Genomic DNA, 22,951 nt, shown 5'->3' with positions numbered 1-22,951 from the left:
CGAGAGAGGGCCAAAACCAAGCGTTCGGAGCAGAAGCATGGCAGGTGAGCGGTTAAGTGTTGTCGTTACGCGACGGTTGCCGGAGGTAGTCGAGACGCGGATGAGCGAACTTTTCGACGTGGAATTGCGCGAAGATGACCGCCCGATGAGCCGCGATGACCTCGTGGCGGCCATGGGGCGGGCCGATGTTTTGGTGCCGTGTATCGCCGACAAGATCGACGGCGGGATGCTGGGGCAGGCGGGCGACCGGCTGAAGCTGATCGCGAATTACGGGGCTGGTGTGGACCATGTGGATGTCTCCACGGCGCGGCAGCGGGGGATATTGGTGAGCAATACGCCCGGCGTTATGACCGATGACACGGCGGATATGGTCATGGCGCTGATGTTGGGTGTGTTGCGGCGCGTGCCCGAGGGCATGGCGACGATGCAGCAGGGCAACTGGGACGGTTGGGCGCCGACGGCGTTCATGGGCGGACGAGTGGCGGGCAAGCGGCTAGGCATTCTGGGCATGGGTCGGATCGGTCAGGCTGTTGCGCGGCGCGCGGCGGCATTCGGGATGCAGGTGCATTACCACAACCGGCGCAGGCTGCATGCCGATACGGAGGCCGAGTTGCAGGCGACGTACTGGGAAAGCCTCGATCAGATGATCGCGCGGATGGACGTTGTCAGCGTGAATTGCCCGCATACGCCGAGCACGTTCCACCTGATGAATGCGCGGCGCTTGAAGTTGATGAAGCCGGAGGCGGTGATTGTGAACACGTCGCGGGGCGAAGTGATCGACGAAAATGCCCTGACGCGGATGTTGCGGGCGGGTGAGATTGCCGGGGCTGGCCTGGATGTGTTCGAGAAGGGGCGTGAGGTGAACCCGCGTCTGAGGGAGCTGCCCAACGCGGTGCTGCTGCCGCACATGGGGTCGGCCACACGCGAAGGGCGGATCGAGATGGGAGAGAAGGTTCTGATCAATATCAAGACCTTCGCCGATGGGCACCGGCCGCCGGATCTGGTTGTGCCGAGCATGCTGTGAGTGAGCGTCGCGAGCCTCCGCTAAAGGCACCGGAGCGCCCGGTGGAGGCGGAGCGACCGGTGTTGCAGGGCGAGCGTCGTGGCGATGTGCCCAAGGGCCAGAGGGCAGGATTGTGGCCTGTGATCTTTGCCATTTTCGGATTGGTTTGTCTGGTTGTCGGCGCGTGGGATTTGGTGCGCGGTGGCGGTGTGAACCCGGCTTTGCCGCCCGCCGTTGAGGCGGCGGAAGATGTCGCGGTGGTGACGGCGGGGGTCTACGTGAGCTTGCGTGCAATCAATGCGGCGCTGTCTGCGGCGCAGGAGGTGGAGGTCGGTGCCTCCATCGGGGCGCAAGCGTCATTGCAGCCGCTGAAGGTGCTAGAGCCAGTTGATGACACGGTGGAGCGGGTTGCGGACGTGGTTTTTGCGGTGGCGGCGGGCGCGGCCTTGGCGACGGTTGGGTTGCAGCCGGTGGCAGCGATTGGCTTGATCGTTCTGGGCGTGGGCCTTGTGGGCTATGGCTTTGGGCGCGGGTCCACGGCGCGGGCGAGTTTGCGGGCGGTGCGGTTGGGCGCGGCCTTGGGGCTTGTCCTGCCCTTGGTCTTCGCGGGCGGGGTCTGGCTGGGCGAGGTAGCCACACAGGCGCAGTGGGACACGGCGATGGCGGAGTTGGATGCCGTGGCCGGGGAGGCGCGGGTTCTGATCGGCGCGGGCGAGGGCGATCTGGTTGAAGCCGTCGAGGGCGGCGATGGCATGATCTCGGGCTTTCTATCGGCGATCACGGGCGCGCGGGACTCGGTTGCGGGCTATGTGGAGGCGGCGGCGGTATTCACGCGGGAGGCGGATACGCTGTTTTCGGCGACGCTGACGATCATCGGGATTTTCGTGCTGCGGGTGCTGGTGTTGCCGGTGCTGCTGTTGTGGTCGGTGATGGTGTTGGTGCGGCGGAGTGTGGAGTGAACGTCACGATCGGGTCTGTCGTTTTTGAGGTGAGCGCGGACGAGGCAGGTCTTGGGCTGCTTCTGTCTGCGGTGGGTCGGCCTGCGATCCGGGTGTTAGAGAATGGGCCGGGCGCGCCGGATTTGAAGGATGGTCGCGTCCCGGATGCGACGCAGGCCTTTCTGGCGCGGTTTCTTGGGAAGGAAGAGGCGGCGTTGGACGCTGCGCGGAAGGCAACAGCGGCGCTGCTATGGGATGAATATGCCGGGAGTTGGCGGGAGGCGGGGGATACGAACGTTCGGGATGTGGGTGCCTTTGCACAGGCGCTGGGTGCGGCTGAGATGTCTCTTTTCGTGGACGAAGACGGCTCCGTGAGCATGGCGGAGCTGCATTGGGCCGACAGGGCGCTGTTCCTTGGCCATTCGGTGTTCACGCAGGTTTATGAGCCAGAGGCGTGGCAGTCGTTTGATGCGACGATTTTCGGGTGAGGATGGTGGGAGACGCTGGCGCGGTGCGCCTTGCCCCTCCCACCAGCCCGCGCGGTATCGTGCAATAGCAGGCATGATCGCGCGTTTTTAAGGTGTGAAGCGAGGGGGAGCATCATGAAAACTCTGGCAGTTATTGCGACAATCGCTGTGCTTTGCGGACTGGTGTTCCTGTTCATGCGGGGGTCTTCGGAACAGCAGGTGCGGGTCAGTTCAGAGGACATTCGGGTGGCCTTGGCCGAGGCGTTAGTCGAAGATCCGCATGTTGGACGGCTGCCGAGGGTCCGCTTTTCACGCCTGACGTTGGACGATGAAGACGGATTGTTCCTGCTCGGTAAGCGGCGGTGGTTCAACATTGGCGCGGGTGGCTTTCCCTTTCCGGATATCAATCTCCGCGTCGAGATTCCGGCCGAACCTGATGCCTGGGTAGTGCGCAATGGTGGCCTGACCGTGACGCGAGTGGTCGTCGTGGCGGCGGATCGTCTCGCCTATGACGGCGGTGCAGAGACACCCGAAAGTGAGGCGAACCGCGCCGGCTGGGAGCGGCTTATCGTGCAATTGTTTGACCGGATGGACAGTTTCGGCGAACCTCGGGTGCGGTTTGCGAATTGGCAGGTCGAGGCGGTTGAAATCGACACGGACGGGTTGGTCTTCACTTTGCGCCGATAGCGCGACCGCAGAGATGTCGCTTTTCCGCGCCTTTCGGTCGGGTGGGTAAGGCGCGTGGTCTGGGTTTGAGGCAGGTAATACGCAATCAGACCTGCCCGGAGCAACGCCGATGAAAACCCAAGTTAAAGCCCTTGTTGTCGGTGGCGGTGCCGTGGGCACGTCTATTGCCTATCATTTGGCGAAGGCCGGTTGGGACGATGTGATGTTGTTGGAGCGGGACGAGCTAACGTCCGGCTCGACCTGGCATGCGGCGGGATTGCTGCCTTTGTTCAACATGTCCTACGCGACGACGCATATCCATGATTACTCGGTCAAGTTCTACAAGACGCTTGAAGAGGAGACGGGCCTGAATGCCGGCTTTGCCGTGGTGGGCAATCTGCGGATGGCGCAGACGCAGGAGCGGATGGACGAATATATGCTCTATGCGAGTACGGCTGAGACTGTGGGGGTGCCGTTCGAGTGGCTGACGCCGGAGCAGATCAAGGAACGCTGGCCGCTGATCCGGACCGAGGATTTGAAGGGTGCGATTTACCACAATACCGACGGCTACATTAACCCCGCCGATGTGACCATGGCGATGGCCAAGGGCGCGCGGCAGCGGGGTGTGGAGATTGTGCGGAAGTGGCAGGCGGATGGGTTCCATTGGAATGGCTCGGCCTGGGAGGTGACCGTCACGAAGATGGTCGAGAAGGGTGGGAACCTTGTGCCGTCTGACGAGCAACAGGTCATCACCGCCGAACATGTGGTCACGGCGAGCGGCAACCATGTGCAGCGGACCGCGAAGATGTTGGGCATCAAGATGCCTGCGATCCCGGTGGAGCATCAGTTCATCGTGATGGATCAGGACCCGGCGCTTGTGGAGTGGCGTGGAGCGGGTAATGGCGAGCATCCGGTGATCCGTGATGCGGATGCGCAGTCCTATGTGCGGGAAGAGCGCGGGGGCTGGATCCTCGGCGTTTATGAGAAGGGCGCGCCTGCGTGTTTTGAGCATGGCGTGCCGGACAGTTTCCGGGCGGACCTCTTCCCCCTCGATCTGGAGCGGATCGAAGAGCAATACATGGCGATGATCCATCGGGTCCCGTCCTGCGAGGAGAGCGGCCTGAAGGACGATTTCAACGGGCCGATTTGCTACACGCCTGACGGCAATCCGCTGGTGGGGCCTGCGCCGGGGTTGGAGAATATGTGGCTGGCGGAAGGGTTCAGCTTTGGCATCACGGCAGCGGGTGGCACGGGCTATTATCTCGCGCAGATGATGGTGGACGGAGAGGCCGAGATCGACATGGCCTCGCTCGATCCCAAGCGCTACGGGCAGGATTGGATGACCACCGAATATGCCGCGCGCAAGAACGAGGAATGCTACGACCACGTCTATATCCTGCATCACCCGGATGAGGAGCGGGAGGCCTGCCGGCCCCTGCGGACCGCGCCGGCTTTTGACCGTCAGAAGGCCGCAGGCGCGCAGTTTGGCTGCGTGAACGGGTTCGAGCGGCCGAATTACTATGGGCCGCTGGATGCGCCCGACAGCTTTGATCGCGAGAGCCGCTCGTTCCGGCGCGGGGGCTGGTGGGAATATGCCAAAGCGGAGGCCGAGGCGATCCGTGAGGGCGTTGGGTTGCTGGATGCAACGGCGTTTGCAAAGCACCGGATCAGCGGGCCGGGGGCGACGGCTTTCCTTGATTGGTTCACGACCAACAAGCTGCCGAAGGTCGGGCGGATCAACCTGACCTATGCGCTGACCGAAGCGGGCACGACGCGGACGGAATACACCATCGTGCGGGTGGCGGAGGATGACTATTACCTTGTCAGCGCGGGGGCGTGGCACGCCTATGATCAGGGTTACCTCTACAAGGCTATCATGGAGAATGAGCATCGGTTCGGGCGGATCAACGAGGAAGATGTCACCACGAAATGGGGTGTCTTCGCGATTGCGGGGCCGAAATCGCGCGATGTTCTGAATGAATTGGTGAAGGATGCGGACCCTGCGAGCGTGTTGAGCAACAAGCGGTTCCCGTGGCTGTCGATGCGCGATATCGAGTTGGGCATGTGCCCGGTGCGGGCGATCCGGGTGGCCTATACCGGTGAGTTGGGGTGGGAGCTTCACCACCCGATCGAGATGCAGAATTACCTGTGGGATCAATTGGTTGCCGCCGGTGAGAAGCATGGCATGAAGCTGGTTGGGGGCCGAGCGCAGAACTGGTTGCGGCAGGAGAAGAGCTATCGCGCGTTCGGGACGGAGTTGGGTAGGGATGCGACCCCGCTCGAAGCCGGGTTGGATCGGTTTGTCGATCTGGAGAAGGACTTCCACGGGAAGGCGGCGATGGAAGCAGTTGGCATTCGGTCGAAATGCGTGACTGTGTTGATCGACGGGCCGGAGGATGCGGACCCTTGGGGGCGTGAGGCTTTGTTGGTCGATGGTGAGAAGATCGGGCGCCTGACCTCGGGCGGCTATTCGGTGGCCTTTGGCAAGCAGATCGGGATGGGCTACGTTCGGCCCGACCTCGCGGAGGTCGGCACCAAGTTGAAGGTGCGGATGTTCCGTGAGCTGTGGGATGCCGAAGTCGTGGAGGACAGCCCTTATGATCCGAAGAATGCGGTTATCCGCGTGGACGGCTAGCGCCTTTGCGCTTGTGTTGATGGTTTTGGCCAGCCCTGCGCTGGCTGACCGGCCCGGCTTTTCCAGCCCGAGCGGGAACATCACCTGCTATCTGGACGATCATTGGCAGACGCCTTTGCCGCTGAACCAGCGCGAGATGGTGTGCCTGATTTTCGAGGCGAATTGGACGCTGCCAGAGTATTATGGCGATGATGATCCGACATGCGATCTGGACCGGACCCGGACGTTGATTTTGCCGCCGGATGGGCCAGCGCGCGAACAATGGACCTGCCACGGAGACGTGTTCTGGCCGATCCATGGGGCCATCGGCTATGGGTCGGACTGGTCAGTCACGACGTTTCAGTGCCAGATGGCCCAGACCGGCGTGACTTGCCAGAACGCGCGCGGGAACGGGTTTTCGGTGCGACGGGCGGCGCGGTCGCTTTATTGAAGCGGACGGGGGAGACGCTGGCGCGTGCCGCGCCTCGCCCCTCCCGCCGTCCCGCATTGGGCGGCGCTTACTGCCCCATCAACGCCGTCATAACGGCGGGGTCCATCATCGCAGCCATCAGGCCACTTTCGGACATTTGTTGAATTGCCAACTCAGCGCTGCCGCACGTCTGGCCGGTAGCGGCTGCGAAATCGGGGCTGATCGGGACCGGCGTAACGGTTGAGAGCTGGGTGAGCGAAGTGATCTCGACCTCGGCGAAGGCCTCCATCTCGGTGATGTAGGTCGCAACAGCCTCATCCCCGCCTTCTGCGCGGATCGCATCCAGCGTGCAGGAAGCAGCCTCACGCATCTCGGGGCTCCAGGCCCAATCGGGCATCACGTCGGCCAGCGACGGTACGGTTGAGACAAGGAATGCCTCCATGTTTTCGCCGGCGGCCTCGGTCGCCGTTGCCAAGCGGTCAAGGTCGGATTGTGCGAGCGCGGGGAGGGACAGGGCCGCCGTGATTGCAGTGGCCAGAAGGGTTGGTTTGAACATGGTTGGTCCTTTCGAATGCCTCAATGCGCGCCACCATGACGGCGGCGCGCAGGAGGGCCAAGGTCAGGTAATCCGGAAGGATTGAAACAGCAGGTTGTTGCCGTAATCCGTTTGACCTTCAGGTTGCAGGTTGAGGGGGGCGTTGAGGCCCGCGAAAAGCGGTGTGCCGCCCCCCAGGACGACCGGCGCGCGTTTCAGGCGCAGATCGGTGAGGTGGCCTGCATGGGCGATGGAGGCCGCGAGTTCGCCGCCGCCGCAGAGATAGATGGAACCCTCAGCCGCTGATCGCAGATCGGCGAGCCCCGATAGGTCGCGCCAGACTTCGACCTGTGCGTCTTTGGGTAGGTCAAGGGTTCCAGACACCACGACAGACCGCATGTGCGGGTAGGGGTTGGCCCCGGGGGTAAGCCCGAAGGCATAGCCAAACTCATAGGTTGCGCGTCCCATGAGGACCACGGTGTAGGTGCCAAGGCGGGTGACATAATCGTCCACAATAGCGCCGGTGTGAGGAAAGGCGGACACGTCCGCATCACGGCCTGCAATGAAGCCGTCTGCGGAGACCGCCACGTCATAGATGATGGGTTGCAAGGGATTGCTCCAATATCAAAACAGCGCGCCCGTCAGGCGCGGAAACAAATGGTTCAGGCTGTTTTGATCATTGGCAGGGTCCTCCGGGTGGATGGGCCGTGTTTAGGGTATTCAGGCCGCGCCGTCCACTTCCATGTCGGCGGTACGGGTTCCGTCGGCAGCTTGGCGCAGGGCGGCAAGAGCCGTCGCACTGGCCTCTTCATCCGTGCCGCCAAAAATCTCGGCGGCTTTCTTATAGGCGATCTCGTAGAACAGTTTGTGCTGGTTCCACGCTAGGAACCCCGCGCCTTTGAGGCCCGGGGGGCGGATCATCAGGTCAGTGTCATCAAGGTCTGCCAGCATGTCGGATTGGCCCACCAGCAGGGAACGCATGACAGTGGAGATCACGCCGGGCACGCGGGGGCCGACCTTCTTGCCGAAAGGGACGACCGTGTTCCGCAGAAGCTCTGCCCGACCGGGAAGCTTCTCGTAATCGACATGGACCAGCTTGTTGGTGGCCTTCTGCACGTTCACGATCACGTTCGGCCCGGATTTCAGGCCGTGCATGGTGCGGAAGGGCATGTTGTCGATGCAGCCGCCATCTACAAGCATCCGCCCATCGCGCGAAAAGAACGGGGGAAGCACGCCCGGAATGGCGGAGGAGGCGCGGATGGCCTCCCACAGGGGGCCGCGGCGGATCACAGTTTTCTCCATCGACGAGAGGTCGGCGGCGACGGCGTAGTAGGGCGTCCAGAGATCTTCTATAGGGTCGTCGAAGAAATGCTCCCGCAGGGCGGCGTCGAGGACTTTGTGATCGAGGAAGGCGAATTTAGGGATCGTCACACGGCGCATGGCGCCGGATTTCACGAAGATTTTTTCGACACGCCCACCGATTTCCTCGGCAGGCACACCAAGGGCGAAGGCCCCGCCCATGGCCGACCCGACAGAGGTGCCGCCGATAATGTCGACGGGGATACCGGCCTCGGCCATCGCGCGGAAAACGCCAACATGGGCCACGCCGAATGCGCCGCCGCCGGACAAAACCATGCCGATGGCGCGGCCCGACAGGAAACGGCCCAGGCGGTTTATATCTTCATCACCGCCGGTCAGGGCGACGTGGTGGTGCAGGAAGACCGGGCGGCTGTCGAGCCAGCGCCCGGTGCCGGAGGCTTTCTGCGCCCGGTGCGGGTGCAGCAGCACAAGGCGGCGCTGGCTTTCGGGCAGGATCTTGAGGGCGAAATCCTCAATCTCGGACGGGACCTGATAGTTCACGGCCTGCGCCACGAAGACGGCCTGATCGGCCTGTTTCAGCGCCGCGCGGGACCAGTCGGAGGCATCAGGATTGGCCACGAACAGAACGATCTGCGCATTGCGTTCCTGCGCATTCATCCACGCGATGGCTTCAGGCGTGGACGGATCGACGCGGTCGCCCAAGGCGGCGCGCAGGTCGGCCTCGGTCACGAGGGCGACGGAGTGGTGGGTGGAAACGGCGCGGGCCAGATCCGGGACGAACCGTTCCGGCAGGGGCGCGCCTGCGCAGGGCAGGATACAGAAAGTGCGCGCAGGCGGGCGGCCCGGATCGGGTACCACGCGGGCGGAGGTTTTGGCGAGGCGATCCGCCAGCTCAGACGCGATGGCTTGCGGGAGGCCTTCAACCGCTGTGCAAAGCTTGTCATAGGCGGGTCGGTCGATGCGGTAGACGACGCTATCGCGGGCTGCGACGACGTCGGCAGTGCGGGTGCCTCCAGTCAGAAAGGCGATTTCCCCAATCACCGATCCGGCCCCAATCTCAGCCAGATCAATTCCGTCACGTTCGACCCGGAAGCGCCCGGATTCGACCAGATACATGGCCTCTGCCTCGGACCCGGCTGTGAGCAACTTAGTGCCCCGTTCAACGGGAGTCTGAGAGAGCTGCGAGAGCGCGGGCCCTTCAAGAAGGGCAAACAGGCCCTCGGGTGCGAAATCGGTTGTCATGTTCGCCTGTCGTCAGAATTCTGTTTGCGGGATCAGTGCGATCTGCACCACCCAGATAATTTCGCAGACCTTAAACGCGCATTCGGAAAAAGCGAAAGGTTTCCTTCCGTTACGTTACGTTTCTGCGGGCAGGCGCCTAGGCCGGTTTGTGGGCAACAAGGAGCAGGTTGTTCGCTGGCATCGGGCGCGGCGTGTCAGGGATCAGGCCCGCCTTAGCCCAAGTGTCGCGTACCCATTGGAGGTCTTTGTAGCCCCGGTCGGGGTGTTCCGCCCGGATGCGCGCGTCGAAGGCTGCATCGCCTTCGCTGGTGGTTTCGCCATTGCGCAGGAACGGGCCATAGACGGCAGCGCGGCCATTCGGGGTGAGGGCGCCGGCCATCTCGGTCAGGCAAGTCTGCGCTTCTTGTTCGGTGACGAGGTGCAGGAGATTGGCGAGAAAGATCAGGTCAGCCGGGCCATGTGTCGCGGCCCAACCGGGCGCGCAGGCATCCAGCGCGACGGGTGGTTCGATGTTGGGGGCCGGCTCAGCCTTGATCCATGCGGTGATAGAGGCGCGGCGGTCCGGGGCGGGGTCGGTGGGCTGCCAGACAAGGCCGGGCATGGCGGGCGCGAAGCAAATGACATGTTCGCCGGTGCCTGATGCGATTTCCAGCGCGCGGCCCTTTGCTGGGGCGATGTCGGTAAGTGCGGCGGTCAAATGCGCGCGGTTGCGCAAGGCGGCGGGGGCCGAAAGCCGCCCATCGGAATACTCACCGCCCGCATAGCCCTTGTCCGGGCCACGTTTGGGCGGAGCGTCTGTCACTGCTGCTGCATCAGGATCTGCATGGCCCCGGATTCGGCCATACGCGCCATGAACACGTCCATCAGGCCGCATTCCGTGACGATCTGCAGCGCCTCATCGTCGGAAATGCCCTCGGGGTTCTCAACCGCAGCGCCACCCTCGATCAGGACGGCCGGGTCAATCGTTTCGAGCATTTCTTCCATGTCCGTCACCATATCGGCGACCGGTTCTTCGCCGACACGTTCGACATACCCGTCGTACATGCAGGTATAGGCCGTACGCATGGGCTCATCCCATTCCGGGTCGGGCAGATTGCCCTCAAGCGCTGGGATCTCGGCCACGAAGGCGTCATTCATCATGGCGTTCATGGACTCGGCGACATTTTCAAACCGCTCGAACGTGGATTGCGCCGAAGCTGCGAGCGGCAGAAGGGCTATGGCGGCCCCTATGGCAATCGCGCGGATCATTGGTTTTGCAGGGCTTGCAACACGCCGGATTCAGCCAGGCGCGTCATCTCAAGCTCAAGCATGCCGCATTCGCTCTGGATTTGCTGTTGGCGCTGCGGGGTCAGGCCATCGGGCAATTGACCCGAGAAGGAACCGCTTAGGATGTCGTTGGGCGAGGCGGATTGAACCGCTGTCTCAAAGCCTGACAGAAACACGGCCACGCCGTTTTCACCCACCTCCCCTTCATAGGCACGCAGGATGCAGCGCCCGGCCCGGCGCATGGGGCGATCCCAGGCGGTGTCGGGGAAGACATCGGCGGCGACGCCATATTGTGCGGCAATGCCTTGGTAGGTGAGGGCGGTCACACGCTCACTCGCGGCCTCAAACCGGTCGAGTTCCGACTGCGCAAGGGCGGCGGTCGCGGGAAGGATCGTCAGCGCCGCAACACAGGCAGCGCGGAGGGTGAGATGGGTCATGTCTCTCTCCATGTTGGGTTAACGCCCAAGATAAGCCCATGGGCGGCGGCTGCAAGCGCGGGGTTTCCGCACCTAGCGCAATCGTGACGGGGAAAGGGCATCAACGGTTCCCCGGTCGAGATGAGGCGTGCGGCCCGACACGAGGTCGGCCAGAAGCGCGGAGGCGGCGGGCGCGGTCTGAAATCCGTAGCCGCCTTGGCCTGCAAACCACAGAAAACATGGGTCTGCAGGTTCAGGTCCGATGACGAGGCTGCGATCGGGTGCGAAGGTTCGTAAGCCCGCCCACGACGAGGTGACGCGCGTGACCTCTTCGGTCACAAACGGCTGATAGCGGGCGATGCCCTCGGCCAGAACCATATCATCGGCGAAGGCGTCGTGGGGCTCAGTGAGGTCTTCTTCTGCGGGAGAGACGAGCCATGCGCCCGCATCGGGCTTGGCATACCAGCTTTCGTTGACGCCAAAGAGCATGGGCCAGTGCGAAACGTCATGCCCACCCGGTGCAGGCATCCGAGCCATTGAGCGGCGGAAGGGTGTGAGACCGATGGGCGCGATCCCGGCAAGGGCTGCGATCTGGTCTGCCCACGCACCAGCGGCATTCACGAGGGTGTGGGCGTTAAATGTGCTTTGATCGGTCTTCACCTGCCAGCCGTGAGGCGTGCGCGTGATCGTGGTGGCTTTGGCGGCAGTCTCGACCGTGCCGTTTGCCCTGATCTGGCGGGCATAGTGCTGGACCATGCGGTCAGTGTCGATGTCCCAGGCCTCGGAATGGTAGGCGGCGGCTTGGATGTGAGAGGTGTCAAGAATAGGCACCATCGCTTGCGCCTCTGACGGGCTGAGCGGGTCGAGATGCATCTTGGTGCAATCGTCTCTGAACGCGCCTTCGTCACCTTCCGCAGCCAGCAACATCAATCCGCGCGGCGTGAGGAGCCCACCATCCAGCGTTTCATGCGCCTCTCTGGACGCGCGATTGAGCGCGACGGTGGTGGGCAGTCCATATTGCGCCTCATAAAGCGCAGCGGATCGGCCAGAGCTGTGATAGGCGAGCGCACCTTCGGTTTCGAGCAGACAGACGGCGCCAAGCTGCGCCAGTTGTGAGCCTGCGGAGGTTCCGGCAATGCCCCCTCCGATCACGATAAAGTCGTACGTCATGGCGGTTTGCGTCGCACGAGTAGGGCCGCTCGGCAAGGGGAGCGCCACGCATTGCGCTGCTGCGCAATGGCTCGAGCGGTGACTGCGGCATAACCGGCACAACCCCTCCCTAACCCCAAAGAAAAACGGCCCGCGATACACGGGCCGTTTCCTTAACGCGTTTGGTCGTAGATCAGTTCGGAATCTCGCCTGTGATGCCTTCGATGTAGAAGTCCATGCCCGCCAGCGTGCCGTCATCGGCCACTTCGCCTTCGGCCAGCCATGCGGTGCCGTCCTGGCGGTTGATCGGGCCGGTGAACGGGTGGTATTCGCCAGCCGAAATGGCATCGATCATGCCTTGGGCCGAGGCGCGGATTTCTTCCGGGATGGTCTCGGTCATTTCACCGATCACGACCATACCTTCGGGCATGCCTTCCCAAGTATCGGACTGCTCCCACGTGCCTTCCATCGCTTCACCAACGCGGCGGATGTAGTAGGGCGCCCAATCGTCGATGATGGAGGCGATGCGCGGTGCGGGCGCAAATTGAATCATGTCAGACGCCTGACCGAAGGACAGGATTCCGGCCTCTTCGGCCACTGCCTGCGGTGCGGTGGAGTCGGTGTGCTGCATGATCACGTCTGCGCCTGCATCAATGAGCGCCTGCGCGGCGTCACCTTCGACCGCTGGATCGAACCAAGTGTAAACCCAGACCACACGGAATTCGACATCGGGGTTTACTTCACGTGCGTGCAGATAGGCCGAGTTGATGCCCCGGATCACTTCGGGGATCGGATAGGAGGCGATGTAGCCCACGATATTGCTCTCGGTCATCTGGCCCGCAATATGGCCGATCACGGCGCGGCCTTCGTAGAAGCGTGCGGAGTAGGTCGAGACGTTGGGATGCTCGCGCAAGTAGCCGGTGGCGTGCTCAAACACCACATCCGGAAACTGGCCAGCGACAGCGTTCGTCGCTTCGCCATAGCCGAAGGAGGTGGTGAAGATCATGTCCGCGCCGTTCAGGATCATTTGCGTCATCACACGCTCGGCGTCGGGGCCTTCCGGAACGTTCTCGATGAAGCTGGTCTCAACGGCATCACCGAAATGCTCTTCCACGGCAAGGCGGCCTTGGTCGTGTTCATAGGTCCAGCCATAGTCGCCGGGCGTACCGATATAAACGAAGCCAACGTTGAACGGATCATGCCCGTCCGCGGCCGCTGCCCCGGCGATGCCGGTGGCCAGAGCCGCTGTGGCCAGAAGTTTGGTGAATGTCCTCATTGGGATTCCCTCTCTGTTGGATTGGTTGAAGTTTGGGTGTCCTCCGCGTCGGAGTCCACATCCGGATTGTTGAGTGGTGAGGCATCGGTCAGAGCTGCTGTGATCAGACCTGCTGGCACGGCGACGATGCCGATGCCCACAAGCAGGACCATGCCCGTGAAAAAGCGCCCGCCGGTGGTGATGGGGTAGACATCGCCATAACCAACGGTCGTGAGCGTGGCGATGGCCCACCACAGGCTTTCGGGGATGGAAGAGAAGCCTTCGGGCTGCGCCTCATGCTCGAAATGGTAGATGCCCACGGCGGCCAGATAGAGGGCGACGCAGGCGATGAAGAAGAAGATGCCGAACTCGGCCTTGGCCCGGTCGATGGCGCGCCCGATCCGGTCCAGCGCGCGATTGGCCTTGAACAGCTTCAGCAGGCGCAGAATGCGAAGAAGCCGCAGGGCGCGCACCGTGGTGAGATCGGGGAACAGGAAAAGGAGCGCGGGCACGATGGCGACGAAATCGACGATGCCCCAAAAGCTGAACGCATAACGCAGCGGCTTTTCGGAGCAGGTCAGTCGCAGCGCGTATTCGACCACGAAGAGGCCGAGGATCACCAGTTCCGCCGTGACGAGCGCGCTGTTCACGGCGGGGCTGAGGTCTGGCATCGTTTCCAGCGCGATGATGATCGCTGAGGCGATGATGAGGCCATAGATGAACAGGGCAACGCCGCGCCCGACGCGGGGATGCTCGCCGTCGAGAATGGCTATGATGTCGGAACGCGCCATCGGATCAGCCACTCGCGTGGAAGGTCTTGCCGAGGGCCGCCGGCGCGTTGAGCGCGCTGCGGGCGCGGTCCGATGACATGACGACCAGCACAATGATCGTCACGAGGTAGGGGGAGGCATCCAGCAGGGCCACAGGCACGCCGACCTCTGCCGCTTGCAGGCGCAGCTGCAGCGCTGCGATCCCGCCGAAGAGCCATGCCCCGAAGAGGACACGGCCCGGCTTCCACGCGGCAAACACGACAAGCGCCAGCGCAATCCAACCTGCGCCCGCTGTCATGCCCTGCACCCAGTTCTCCACGTAAACGACGGACAGGAAGGCCCCGCCAAGCCCGGCCATGGCCCCGCCGAAGAGGATGGCGAGGATGCGGATGCGTACGACCTTGTAGCCGAGGGCATGGGCGGCATCGTGGCTTTCGCCGACAGCTCGTAGGATCAGGCCGATGCGGGTGTGTTTGAACACGAACCAAATGGCAACGACCGCCGCGATGGCGATGTACGTCACAAGATCGTGGCTGAACAGGATCGGGCCGATCACGGGGATCTCGGCCAGCACATCGGGCAAGGGCTTGGCGACCTCGGGGATCGGCTGGCCCTCATATCCCACGCCCAGAAGCGCCGCGAGGCCAAGGCCGAAGAGCGTCAGCGCCAGCCCTGTCGCTACTTGGTTGGACATCAGGAATTGAGTCAGCACGGCAAAGACAAACGACAACGCCGCAGCCCCTGCCATGCCGGAAACGAAGGCCAGGGTCGGAGAGCCGGTCTGGTTCGCCACGATGAACCCGCAGACCGCGCCCATGATCATCATGCCCTCGACGCCGAGGTTCAGGACGCCGGATTTCTCCACCACCAGCTCACCCAATGCGGCTAGCAGGACGGGAGTGGATATCGTGATCAGGGCCACGATTAGAGTGATGGGATCGATGATCATAACACGCGCCCCACGAAGATCCAGATCAGCATGAAGGCTGCGCCGGTCGCAGCACCTATCGACACCGCGTGGTAGCGAAGCCAGGCTATGGGCGGCGGCGGCGGATCATTGCGACGTCGCCATTTCAGGAAAAAATCAAAACCGATGATCACGGCAAGCTGCAAAAGCAGGAATGGCAGGCCGAAGAGCAGGATGACCAATGTTCCCATTCCAAAAGCGGTAATGAACGCGATGGTCATCGCGCCATAGAACAGACCAAACGCGAGACCGAAGGCGGTCCAGGGCAGGTCGCGGCTTTCGAATGGGCGAAATTGTGTGGTCATGGCGCGCCCCCAGCGACCGCATTACGGAGGTTCGCCGCGCCTTCTGTCCACCCAAAGGCAATTGCGATGGCGAGTGTTCCAAGGAACGCGATCACCAGAGAAGGCCAATAAGGCCGCGGTCGCGCAAGTGGGGGGCGGGTATAGGGTTGTCGCAAGAGAATTGACTTCGCTTTTCCCAAAACCAGCGGACGCATGCCCAGCCAAAGCAAGAAGGCCGCCCCGATTGGCAGCAAGATCCACGCGTCAGCCAGAGCAACCTCGACAGCAAGAAGCAAGATGATCGCTGCCAGAAAGCCTGCCGCGATTGAATTTAGAGTCCGTGTCGAAGACGCGCGCGTCATACCACGCCCTCCCGTCCCAGCCGGATGCGGTAGTTGGACAGGACGTCCAGCGCCAAGAGGAAGAACAGGAGCATCCCCTGAAACGCTTGGATCGCTGGCGCGGGGACTTGCAGCATGAGTTGCGCAAGCTCTCCGCCGATATAAGTCAGGGCCATCAGGAGGCCCGCGAAGAGGATGCCAACGGGATGAAGGCGGCCAAGGAAGGCCACGATGATGGCGGTAAAGCCATAGCCCACGTTGAAGTCGATGGTGATCTGGCCTGCGGGGCCGGCGACCTCGAACAGGCCCGCCGCCCCGGCCAGTGCGCCGGAAATGCCAAGGCACAGGATCACCAGCCGCCCCGGATTGACGCCCGAGAACCGCGCGGCGCGCGGGGCCTGACCGGCCAGCTTGATCTGGTAGCCGAACATGTGCCGCTGGAACAGGACATAGGCGGCGATCACGGCGATGAAGGCGGCCATGACGCCCCAATGGATGCCGGTGCCGGCAAAAAGTTCCGGGTTGTCGGTGCCGGGATGGCGGCTGAGGTTACGCGAACCGGGAAAGCCCTGGCCATCGGGGTTGCGCAGCCAGCTTGTGGCGGCGGAGGCCAACATCGCCTCGGCCACATAAACCAGAAGCAGCGAGACAAGGATTTCGTTGGTATTGGCGTAGACTTTCAGAAGCGCCGGGATCATCGCCCAGAGCCACCCGCCAAGCAGCCCGGCCAGAACCATGCCAGGGAAAAGCAGCGGAGACTCAGAGGGGTAGAAGGCAAGGCCAAACGCTGCCCCGGCCAGCGCGCCGACGATATACTGCCCCTCGGCCCCGATGTTCCAGATGCCCGCGCGGAAGCCGAGCGACAGGCCGATCGCGATGAGGATCAGGGGGCCAGCTTTGACGAGGAGTTGCGGGCGCGAGAAGGCAGCAAAGCGTTCGTGGAAGAGCGGATCCCAGAAAATCACGCGGATCGTCTCGACCGGGTCTTGGCCGAGGGCTGCAAACATCGCCCCGCCCGCGATCATGGTCAGGATCACGGCGAGGACGGGCGTGCCAAGCGCCCAAGCGCGCGAGGGGGTGGGGCGTTTTTCGAGGCGGATCATATCGCGGCCTCCTGCATCCCGTGGGCCCCGCCAAGCATCAGGCCGATTTCCTCCATGCTGAGCCCACGCGCGGGGCGCGGATCGGAGAGGCGGCCTTCGTTGAGGGCGCAGAAGCGGTCGGAGATTTCCAAGAGTTCGTCGAGGTCTTGGGAGATCACGATCACCGCCGCGCCCTTTTGTGCAAGGTCCAGCAGTGACTGCCGGATGTCGGCGGCGGCAGAGGCATCGACACCCCAGGTGGGCTGGTTGATGACGAGTACGACGGGGTCTTGCAAAATCTCGCGCCCCACGACGAATTTCTGCAAGTTGCCACCGGACAGCGCGCGGGCGGCGACATGGTTGCCGGGGGTGCGCACGTCGAAACGGGCGATGATATCGTCGGCGAAGGCGCGGGCGCGACCCCAGCCGATAAAGCCGTTCTTTGCCAGACCCTTACGGGTTGCACCGGTGAGAACGGCATTTTCTGTCAGGCTCATATCCGGGGCGGCGGCGTGGCCTAGTCGTTCTTCCGGGGCCGACAGGATGCCAATGCCCCGCCGGGCTTCGGGGGGCAGTGTGGCGAGGTCTTCGCCATTGAACTGGACCGCCCCTTTCGGCGTCACGCGTTCGCCCGATAGCACGGCCAGCAATTCATCCTGACCATTGCCAGCAACACCGCCGATGCCGAGGATTTCGCCTGCGCGGACCTCAAAGCTGATGTCGCGCAGGGGTGTGCCGAAGGCGGACGCGGCGGGCACGGACAGGCCGTCTGCACTGAGTAGGACCTTGCCGGGCGTCGCGGCGTCGCGTGCCGGTTGGGCCAGCGATTTGCCCACCATCATCTCGGCCATCTGCGCAGCGGACGTCTGTTTCGGATCGCACGCGCCGACGACCTTGCCGAGCCTGAGGATGGTGGCGGCATCGCAGAGCGCCCGGATTTCTTCGAGTTTATGCGAGATATAAAGGATCGCAGTGCCTTCGGCCGACAGCTTGCGGAGGGTGTGGAACAGGATCTCCACTTCCTGCGGGGTCAGCACTGAGGTCGGCTCGTCCATGATAAGAAGCTTGGGGTCCTGCAACAGGCACCGAATGATTTCGACCCGCTGGCGTTCCCCGGCGCTCAGGTCACCCACAAGGCTTTCGGGGTCCAGCGGCAAGCCATAGGCTTGGCTGACATCGCGGATGCGCGCGCTCAGATCGCGCGGCTTGGGTGGGTTCTCCATCCCGAGGGCAATGTTTTCGGCCACGCTGAGGGCTTCGAACAGGCTGAAGTGCTGGAAGACCATCGCCACACCTTGGGCGCGGGCCGCGCGCGGTTCAGACGGTGTGTAGGGCGCGCCGTTCAGTTCCATCGTGCCACTGTCGGGCTTCACCAGCCCGTAGATCATTTTCACGAGGGTCGACTTGCCCGCGCCATTCTCACCTAGCAGAGCGTGAACCTCACCCGGTTGAATCGCAAAAGACACGTCGTCATTCGCAATGACGCCGGGATAGGCCTTGGTCAGCCCCCGGAGATCGAGAAGTGGCGCGGTCATGTCCCCCCAGACGTTGGCGCGAGTGCCGATTCTTGTGGCATTTGCCCATCAAGTAGCCGTGCGGCCACCCCAATCGCAATGGCTTGGGGGTGTTTGCCCAAGGATGGGTCGCCAATTGGGCACTGAATGCGCGAAATTTGTGCATCGGAATGGCCCATTTGGCCGAGCCGTTTGCGGAAGCGAGCCCATTTGGTGGCCGAGCCGATGAGGCCGCAGCCGGTGAAGCCGTGCCGCAGCAGTGCATCGCAGAGCGCAAGGTCGATGTCGTGGGAATAGGTGACGATGAAGTGGACCCCGCCGGGGTCGGTATGCGGCACGGCACGGGGCATGTCAGCCGCAACAAGGGGCGTCGCGTTGGGAGGAAGCGGATTGGGCAGACGGTCTGCCGCGGCATCGATCAGGGTGACGTGCATCCATTCGAAGGGCGCGATGGTGCGTGCAAGCGCGCGCCCCACATGGCCCGCGCCCCAGATGTAGACGGGCGGCTCCGACGGCTCGATCCCCTGCGCGCCTTCCACAAAGACCAGCGTGACGACGCCGCCGCAGCATTGGCCGAGATCGGGGCCGAGAGGGAAAGTTCGGGTCAGGTTCGTGGGGCCATCTGCCAGCATCTGGCGCGCGATTCGGATTGCTTCCCATTCCAGCGCGCCGCCCCCGATCGTGCCGTCAATGCTGTCGGCGGTCACGTGCAGCGTGGCCCCGATTTCGCGGGGGGTGGAGCCACGGGTTTTGACCACATTGACGACGATTTCGGGCTGTGTCATCCGCGCGCCCGGGTGACGGCGGCCAGGATCGCCTCTGGCGTGGCGGGGGCTTGCAGGTCGGGGAAGTTCGGGCCGGCGGCAGCGCAGGCATGGCCGAGGGCTGAGAAGACGCTGATGCCGAGCATGAAGGGCGGCTCCCCCACGGCCTTGGAGCGATAGATCGTGTCTTCGCGGTTCGCGCCCTCATAGAGCGCCACGTTGAAAACCTCGGGCGCGTCAGAGGCGCAGGGGATCTTGTAGGTCGACGGGGCGTGGGTCTTGAGCGCGCCATTGTCGTCCCAAACGAGCTCCTCCATCGTCAGCCAGCCCGCGCTTTGCACGAAGCCGCCCTCAACCTGCCCGATATCCAGCGCCGGATTCAACGACGCGCCCGCGTCATGAAGGATGTCGGTGCGCAGGATGCGGTTCTCGCCGGTCAGTGTGTCGATCACCACCTCCGAACACGCCGCGCCATAGGCGAAGTAGAAGAACGGGCGGCCTTGGCCCTTGATGCGATCCCATTCGATCTTGGGGGTCTTGTAGAAGCCCGTCGCGGAGAGGCTGACGCGCGCCATGTAGGCCTTCGTCACGGCGTCCTTGAACGGCATGGCAGCGCCATTGGCGCGGACCTCTCCCCCTGCGAAAACCACCTGATCCGGCTCGGCCTGTAATTCCGGCGCGACCACTTCGGCGATCCGGTCGCGGATCGTGTCACACGCGGCCTTCACGGCCATTCCGTTCAGGTCGGTCCCGGAGGAGGCGGCGGTGGCCGAGGTGTTGGGCACTTTGCCCGTGTCGGTGGCAGTGATCTTCACATGGCCCACATCGACGCCAAACCGGTCAGCGGCCACTTGCGCGACCTTCTGGAACAGCCCTTGCCCCATCTCCGTCCCGCCATGGTTCATGTGGATGGAGCCATCCTGATAGACATGCACCAAAGCGCCGGCCTGATTGAGATGCGTGAGCGTGAAGGAGATCCCGAATTTCACCGGCGTCAGGGCTATGCCGCGTTTCAGAATTGTGTTCTCGGCGTTCCACTTATCCACAGCCTGCTTACGCTTTTCGAACGCGCAGCTTGTGGATAACTGCGATTGGAGGTCCTCAAGGATAAAATCCTCAACTTCCATCCCATAGGGCGTGGCGTTCGGCTCCTCGCCCTCTGCGACCGGAGAATGCGCGCCGCCGAAGCGTTTTGAGCCGCCTGCGCCGCCTGAGACACGGACGGAGCCGCGCCCCGCGAGATCTGCCGACGCCAGGCGTCCGCCTCTTTTTGTTCCAGGAGATTGCCCGCCGGATGCATCCGAGCTTTGGGCCTTTGCCGGACGGTAGAAATTGATGCGCCGCAGCTCCGTCGCGTCCATCCCGATCTCATGCGCCGCATGGTCCATCACACGCTCGATCCCGACCATGCCTTGCGGTCCACCGAAACCCCGAAACGCCGTGGCACTTTGGGTGTTGGTCTTGAGCCTGTGCGAGGTGATCCGCGCGGTCGGCAGCAGATAGGCATTGTCGGCGTGAAGCATCGCGCGGTCGGCCACGGGCAGGGACAGGTCCATCGCCCAACCGCAGCGGATCAGGTGGGTGAAATCGACACCCAAAATGCGCCCATCGGCGTCGAACCCGGCGCGATATGCAATCCGGGCGTCATGGCGTTTGCCGGTGACGACGAAATCATCGTCGCGGTCGTAGCGCATCTTGCAAGGTCGACCTGTGCGGGCCGCCATGATCGCGCAAGCAATCGCCAGATGATTGCCCTGGCTTTCCTTTCCGCCGAACCCGCCGCCCATGCGGCGGACCTCGACGCGGACCGCGTTCATCGGCACGCCAAGTGCGTCGGCAACCTTGTGTTGGATTTCGGTCGGATGCTGGGACGAGGAATGAATCACCATATCCCCGCCTTCTTGGGGCAAGGCGAGGGCGGATTGACCCTCAAGATAGAAATGCTCCTGCCCGCCGATCTCGATCTGGCCTTCGACGAGATGGGTGGCACCGGACAACGCCGCGTCCACATCGCCCTTGGTGTAGATGCGCGGCCCGTCTTCGAACCGGCTGTCGGCGGCGAGGGCGTCATCCAGTGTCAGGATCGGCGTTTCCTCCGAAATCTCGACCTCCGCCAGCGTCGCAGCGCGTCGGGAGTTCAGGTGAGAATCCGCGGCCACGATGAACAGGGGCTGGCCCGCATAGTGGATGGCGCCGTCCGAGAGCAGCGGCTCATCATGGTTGGAGGGCGAGCAATCGGGGATTGCGTCCAGATCCGCCCCCGAAACAACTGCGAGGACGCCTTTGGCGGAGGAGGGGTTGGTGAGGTCGAGCCGCTGAATCTGTCCTTTGGCGATTGTGCTGAGGCCGAAGGCCAGATGCAGGCAATCGGGCGGGGTGGGAATGTCATCGACATAGCGCGCCGCGCCGGTGACATGCAGGCGCGCCGCGTCGTGGGGGAGGGGCTTGTGAACGCTCATGTCCGAACCTCCAGAACATCTGTTGCCGTGCCGGACATCTCGGCCGCGTAGCGAAACAGCATGTTCTGCGCCGATTGCATCCGGTAGTCCGCGGAGGCGCGCATATCTGAGAGCGGCGTGAAGTCCTGCGCGAAGGCGGGCAGGGCGGCTTGCGCGGTCGCCTCGGTCAAGGGCTGGCCTGTGAGTGCCGCTTCTACGGCGCTGGCGCGCTTCGGGACGCCCGCCATGCCACCGAAGGCGATCTTTGCCTCGGTGATCGTGCCGTTCTGGACGGTCAGGTTGAACGCACCGCAGACGGCGGAAATGTCCTGATCGAAGCGTTTGGACAGCTTGTAGACCCGCAACATGTCGGGCTGGACGGGGAACGATACGGCTTCGACGAATTCCCCCGGCGCGCGGTCCTGCTTGCCGTAGTCGAGGAAGAAATCCTGCAAGGCCAGGTCGCGGCGCGCGTCCCCCTTGCGCAGATGCAGGGTTGCGCCGAGCGCGATCAGCGCGGGCGGGCTATCACCGATGGGCGAGCCATTGGCGATATTGCCGCCAATGGTGGCCGCGTTGCGCACCTGGACGGAGCCATATCGGCGCAGCATCTCGGAAAAACTGGGGTGGCGGTCGGCCATGAAGGCGCGGACCTCTTCCATATTCGTCATGGCGCCGATGCGGATGGTTGTGTCGTCAGCCTCAATCCCGCGCAGGTCGGCGCATTGGTTGAGGAAGGCGATTGGCCCAAGATCGCGGTGCTGTTTTGTCACCCACAGGCCCACATCGGTGGCTCCGGCGACCAGGGTGGCGTCGGGGTGTTCCAGGTACCAGGCGGCGAGCGCGTCGGCTGAGCTTGGTGCCACGGGGGGGCTGCCTGCCCCCCCGGACCCCCCCGGGGACATTTCGGGCACATGGAAGGGGGCGGTCGCGAGCCTTTCGGCATCACCGCGCATATGGGCGGGCACGGGCGCGGCGGCTGCCGCTTCGGCCGCGCGCAGGATCGGGGCGTAGCCGGTGCAGCGGCAGAGATTGCCGGCGACCTGGTCAGCATGGTCTGTCGCGCCATTCAGGTGCGCGGTGGCCATCGTTGTGATGAAGCCGGGCGTGCAGAAGCCGCATTGTGACCCGTGATGGTCGACCATGGCCTGTTGCACCGGGTGCAACGTGCCGTCGGGGGCGGCGATGCCCTCGACCGTGCGCACGGCGCGGCCTTGCAGTTGCGGCAGAAACAGGATGCAGGCGTTCAGGCTGCGCGCGGTGCCGTCGGGGTCGGTGACCATTACGGTGCAGGCCCCGCAATCGCCTTCGTTGCAGCCTTCCTTCGTGCCGGTCAGCCGTGCCTTTTCGCGCAGCCAATCGAGCAGGGTGGTTGTCGGCGTTGCCGTTACCTCCTGCGGTTCTCCGTTGAGAAGAAACCGGATCGTCATGGATGTCATGCCCGCCGCGTTACCTGTTGGCGCTGGGGTGGCCATCCGCCCCTCGATGCG

General features: G+C 63.4%; 22 protein-coding genes. 6 read left to right on the top strand and 16 right to left on the bottom strand.

The window, feature by feature from the left end:
* Positions 1-37 precede the first annotated feature (37 nt).
* From V8J81_RS13390 to V8J81_RS13365, 6 genes are all read left to right on the top strand, one after another.
* Complete coding sequence (locus tag V8J81_RS13390) at positions 38-1,024, top strand: 2-hydroxyacid dehydrogenase (protein WP_368476253.1); 987 nt, start codon at positions 38-40, stop codon at positions 1,022-1,024.
* On the top strand, positions 1,021-1,962 hold the full coding sequence (locus tag V8J81_RS13385) for a hypothetical protein (RefSeq protein ID WP_368476252.1): 942 nt from the start codon (positions 1,021-1,023) through the stop codon (positions 1,960-1,962). The genes V8J81_RS13390 and V8J81_RS13385 overlap by 4 nt, the downstream gene beginning before the upstream one ends.
* Positions 1,959-2,429 carry a hypothetical protein gene (locus V8J81_RS13380; RefSeq protein ID WP_368476251.1) on the top strand — a complete coding sequence of 157 codons (471 nt, stop codon included), beginning with the start codon at positions 1,959-1,961 and terminating at the stop codon, positions 2,427-2,429. Before V8J81_RS13385 ends, V8J81_RS13380 begins: the two co-directional genes overlap by 4 nt.
* A 114-nt stretch (positions 2,430-2,543) precedes the next feature.
* A complete protein-coding gene (locus V8J81_RS13375; RefSeq protein ID WP_368476250.1) occupies positions 2,544-3,095 on the top strand; it encodes a hypothetical protein in 552 nt (183 codons plus the stop codon).
* A 109-nt stretch (positions 3,096-3,204) separates the two neighbouring features.
* Entirely contained in the window at positions 3,205-5,709 is a 2,505-nt protein-coding gene (locus V8J81_RS13370) for a GcvT family protein (RefSeq protein ID WP_368476249.1), read from the top strand.
* Positions 5,684-6,139, top strand: coding sequence for a hypothetical protein (locus V8J81_RS13365; RefSeq protein WP_368476248.1), 456 nt, complete (start codon positions 5,684-5,686; stop codon positions 6,137-6,139). Before V8J81_RS13370 ends, V8J81_RS13365 begins: the two co-directional genes overlap by 26 nt.
* A gap of 67 nt (positions 6,140-6,206) precedes the next feature.
* Here V8J81_RS13365 and V8J81_RS13360 read toward each other — a convergent pair whose 3' ends face one another.
* From V8J81_RS13360 to xdhA, 16 genes are all read right to left on the bottom strand, one after another.
* A complete protein-coding gene (locus tag V8J81_RS13360) occupies positions 6,207-6,674 on the bottom strand; it encodes a hypothetical protein (RefSeq protein WP_368476247.1) in 468 nt (155 codons plus the stop codon).
* A gap of 63 nt (positions 6,675-6,737) precedes the next feature.
* A complete protein-coding gene (locus tag V8J81_RS13355) occupies positions 6,738-7,262 on the bottom strand; it encodes a dihydrofolate reductase family protein (RefSeq protein ID WP_368476246.1) in 525 nt (174 codons plus the stop codon).
* Positions 7,263-7,373: 111 nt separating this feature from the next.
* The gene (locus V8J81_RS13350; protein WP_368476245.1) at positions 7,374-9,215 is read right to left on the bottom strand and encodes a patatin-like phospholipase family protein; all 1,842 of its coding nucleotides are present in this window, start codon (positions 9,213-9,215) and stop codon (positions 7,374-7,376) included.
* A gap of 136 nt (positions 9,216-9,351) precedes the next feature.
* Positions 9,352-10,017 carry a DUF938 domain-containing protein gene (locus tag V8J81_RS13345; protein ID WP_368476244.1) on the bottom strand — a complete coding sequence of 222 codons (666 nt, stop codon included), beginning with the start codon at positions 10,015-10,017 and terminating at the stop codon, positions 9,352-9,354.
* Positions 10,014-10,463, bottom strand: coding sequence for a hypothetical protein (locus tag V8J81_RS13340; protein ID WP_368476243.1), 450 nt, complete (start codon positions 10,461-10,463; stop codon positions 10,014-10,016). Before V8J81_RS13340 ends, V8J81_RS13345 begins: the two co-directional genes overlap by 4 nt.
* Positions 10,460-10,918, bottom strand: coding sequence for a hypothetical protein (locus V8J81_RS13335; RefSeq protein WP_368476242.1), 459 nt, complete (start codon positions 10,916-10,918; stop codon positions 10,460-10,462). Before V8J81_RS13335 ends, V8J81_RS13340 begins: the two co-directional genes overlap by 4 nt.
* A 72-nt stretch (positions 10,919-10,990) precedes the next feature.
* Positions 10,991-12,067, bottom strand: a complete 1,077-nt coding sequence (locus V8J81_RS13330) for an NAD(P)/FAD-dependent oxidoreductase (RefSeq protein ID WP_368476241.1) — start codon at positions 12,065-12,067, stop codon at positions 10,991-10,993.
* Positions 12,068-12,239: 172 nt separating this feature from the next.
* The gene (locus tag V8J81_RS13325; protein WP_368476240.1) at positions 12,240-13,322 is read right to left on the bottom strand and encodes a BMP family ABC transporter substrate-binding protein; all 1,083 of its coding nucleotides are present in this window, start codon (positions 13,320-13,322) and stop codon (positions 12,240-12,242) included.
* Entirely contained in the window at positions 13,319-14,092 is a 774-nt protein-coding gene (locus V8J81_RS13320) for an ion transporter (RefSeq protein WP_368476239.1), read from the bottom strand. Before V8J81_RS13320 ends, V8J81_RS13325 begins: the two co-directional genes overlap by 4 nt.
* Before the next feature lie 4 nt (positions 14,093-14,096).
* Complete coding sequence (locus V8J81_RS13315; protein ID WP_368476238.1) at positions 14,097-15,020, bottom strand: ABC transporter permease; 924 nt, start codon at positions 15,018-15,020, stop codon at positions 14,097-14,099.
* The gene (locus V8J81_RS13310; RefSeq protein ID WP_368476237.1) at positions 15,017-15,343 is read right to left on the bottom strand and encodes a hypothetical protein; all 327 of its coding nucleotides are present in this window, start codon (positions 15,341-15,343) and stop codon (positions 15,017-15,019) included. Before V8J81_RS13310 ends, V8J81_RS13315 begins: the two co-directional genes overlap by 4 nt.
* Positions 15,344-15,680: 337 nt before the next feature.
* Positions 15,681-16,766, bottom strand: a complete 1,086-nt coding sequence (locus V8J81_RS13305) for an ABC transporter permease (protein ID WP_368476236.1) — start codon at positions 16,764-16,766, stop codon at positions 15,681-15,683.
* Entirely contained in the window at positions 16,763-18,280 is a 1,518-nt protein-coding gene (locus tag V8J81_RS13300; RefSeq protein ID WP_368476235.1) for an ABC transporter ATP-binding protein, read from the bottom strand. The genes V8J81_RS13305 and V8J81_RS13300 overlap by 4 nt, the downstream gene beginning before the upstream one ends.
* Positions 18,277-19,044 (bottom strand): xanthine dehydrogenase accessory protein XdhC, encoded by a 768-nt coding sequence (gene xdhC / locus V8J81_RS13295; RefSeq protein ID WP_368476234.1) that lies wholly within the window; start codon positions 19,042-19,044, stop codon positions 18,277-18,279. The genes V8J81_RS13300 and xdhC overlap by 4 nt, the downstream gene beginning before the upstream one ends.
* Positions 19,041-21,482, bottom strand: a complete 2,442-nt coding sequence (xdhB, locus tag V8J81_RS13290) for a xanthine dehydrogenase molybdopterin binding subunit (RefSeq protein WP_368476233.1) — start codon at positions 21,480-21,482, stop codon at positions 19,041-19,043. Before xdhB ends, xdhC begins: the two co-directional genes overlap by 4 nt.
* Positions 21,479-22,891, bottom strand: coding sequence for a xanthine dehydrogenase small subunit (gene xdhA / locus V8J81_RS13285; protein ID WP_368477643.1), 1,413 nt, complete (start codon positions 22,889-22,891; stop codon positions 21,479-21,481). The genes xdhB and xdhA overlap by 4 nt, the downstream gene beginning before the upstream one ends.
* Positions 22,892-22,951 lie beyond the last annotated feature (60 nt).

The organism is Gymnodinialimonas sp. 202GB13-11, from assembly GCF_040932485.1.
Taxonomy (GTDB): Bacteria; Pseudomonadota; Alphaproteobacteria; order Rhodobacterales; family Rhodobacteraceae; genus Gymnodinialimonas; species Gymnodinialimonas hymeniacidonis.
The sequence above is the reverse complement of the archived record's forward strand: the minus strand, read 5'-3'. Positions and strand labels throughout refer to the sequence as shown.

Bases quoted from the DNA above. Each gene is read 5' to 3' on its own strand.
- V8J81_RS13390 (WP_368476253.1), top strand. From the start codon at position 38: ATGGCAGGTGAGCGGTTAAGTGTTGTCGTTACGCGACGGTTGCCGGAG.
- V8J81_RS13375 (WP_368476250.1), top strand. From the start codon at position 2,544: ATGAAAACTCTGGCAGTTATTGCGACAATCGCTGTGCTTTGCGGACTG.
- V8J81_RS13370 (WP_368476249.1), top strand. From the start codon at position 3,205: ATGAAAACCCAAGTTAAAGCCCTTGTTGTCGGTGGCGGTGCCGTGGGC.
- V8J81_RS13365 (WP_368476248.1), top strand. From the start codon at position 5,684: ATGCGGTTATCCGCGTGGACGGCTAGCGCCTTTGCGCTTGTGTTGATG.
- V8J81_RS13360 (WP_368476247.1), bottom strand. From the start codon at position 6,674: ATGTTCAAACCAACCCTTCTGGCCACTGCAATCACGGCGGCCCTGTCC.
- V8J81_RS13350 (WP_368476245.1), bottom strand. From the start codon at position 9,215: ATGACAACCGATTTCGCACCCGAGGGCCTGTTTGCCCTTCTTGAAGGG.
- V8J81_RS13340 (WP_368476243.1), bottom strand. From the start codon at position 10,463: ATGATCCGCGCGATTGCCATAGGGGCCGCCATAGCCCTTCTGCCGCTC.
- V8J81_RS13335 (WP_368476242.1), bottom strand. From the start codon at position 10,918: ATGACCCATCTCACCCTCCGCGCTGCCTGTGTTGCGGCGCTGACGATC.
- V8J81_RS13330 (WP_368476241.1), bottom strand. From the start codon at position 12,067: ATGACGTACGACTTTATCGTGATCGGAGGGGGCATTGCCGGAACCTCC.
- V8J81_RS13325 (WP_368476240.1), bottom strand. From the start codon at position 13,322: ATGAGGACATTCACCAAACTTCTGGCCACAGCGGCTCTGGCCACCGGC.
- V8J81_RS13320 (WP_368476239.1), bottom strand. From the start codon at position 14,092: ATGGCGCGTTCCGACATCATAGCCATTCTCGACGGCGAGCATCCCCGC.
- V8J81_RS13315 (WP_368476238.1), bottom strand. From the start codon at position 15,020: ATGATCATCGATCCCATCACTCTAATCGTGGCCCTGATCACGATATCC.
- V8J81_RS13310 (WP_368476237.1), bottom strand. From the start codon at position 15,343: ATGACCACACAATTTCGCCCATTCGAAAGCCGCGACCTGCCCTGGACC.
- V8J81_RS13305 (WP_368476236.1), bottom strand. From the start codon at position 16,766: ATGATCCGCCTCGAAAAACGCCCCACCCCCTCGCGCGCTTGGGCGCTT.
- V8J81_RS13300 (WP_368476235.1), bottom strand. From the start codon at position 18,280: ATGACCGCGCCACTTCTCGATCTCCGGGGGCTGACCAAGGCCTATCCC.
- xdhC (WP_368476234.1), bottom strand. From the start codon at position 19,044: ATGACACAGCCCGAAATCGTCGTCAATGTGGTCAAAACCCGTGGCTCC.
- xdhB (WP_368476233.1), bottom strand. From the start codon at position 21,482: ATGAGCGTTCACAAGCCCCTCCCCCACGACGCGGCGCGCCTGCATGTC.
- xdhA (WP_368477643.1), bottom strand. From the start codon at position 22,891: ATGACGATCCGGTTTCTTCTCAACGGAGAACCGCAGGAGGTAACGGCA.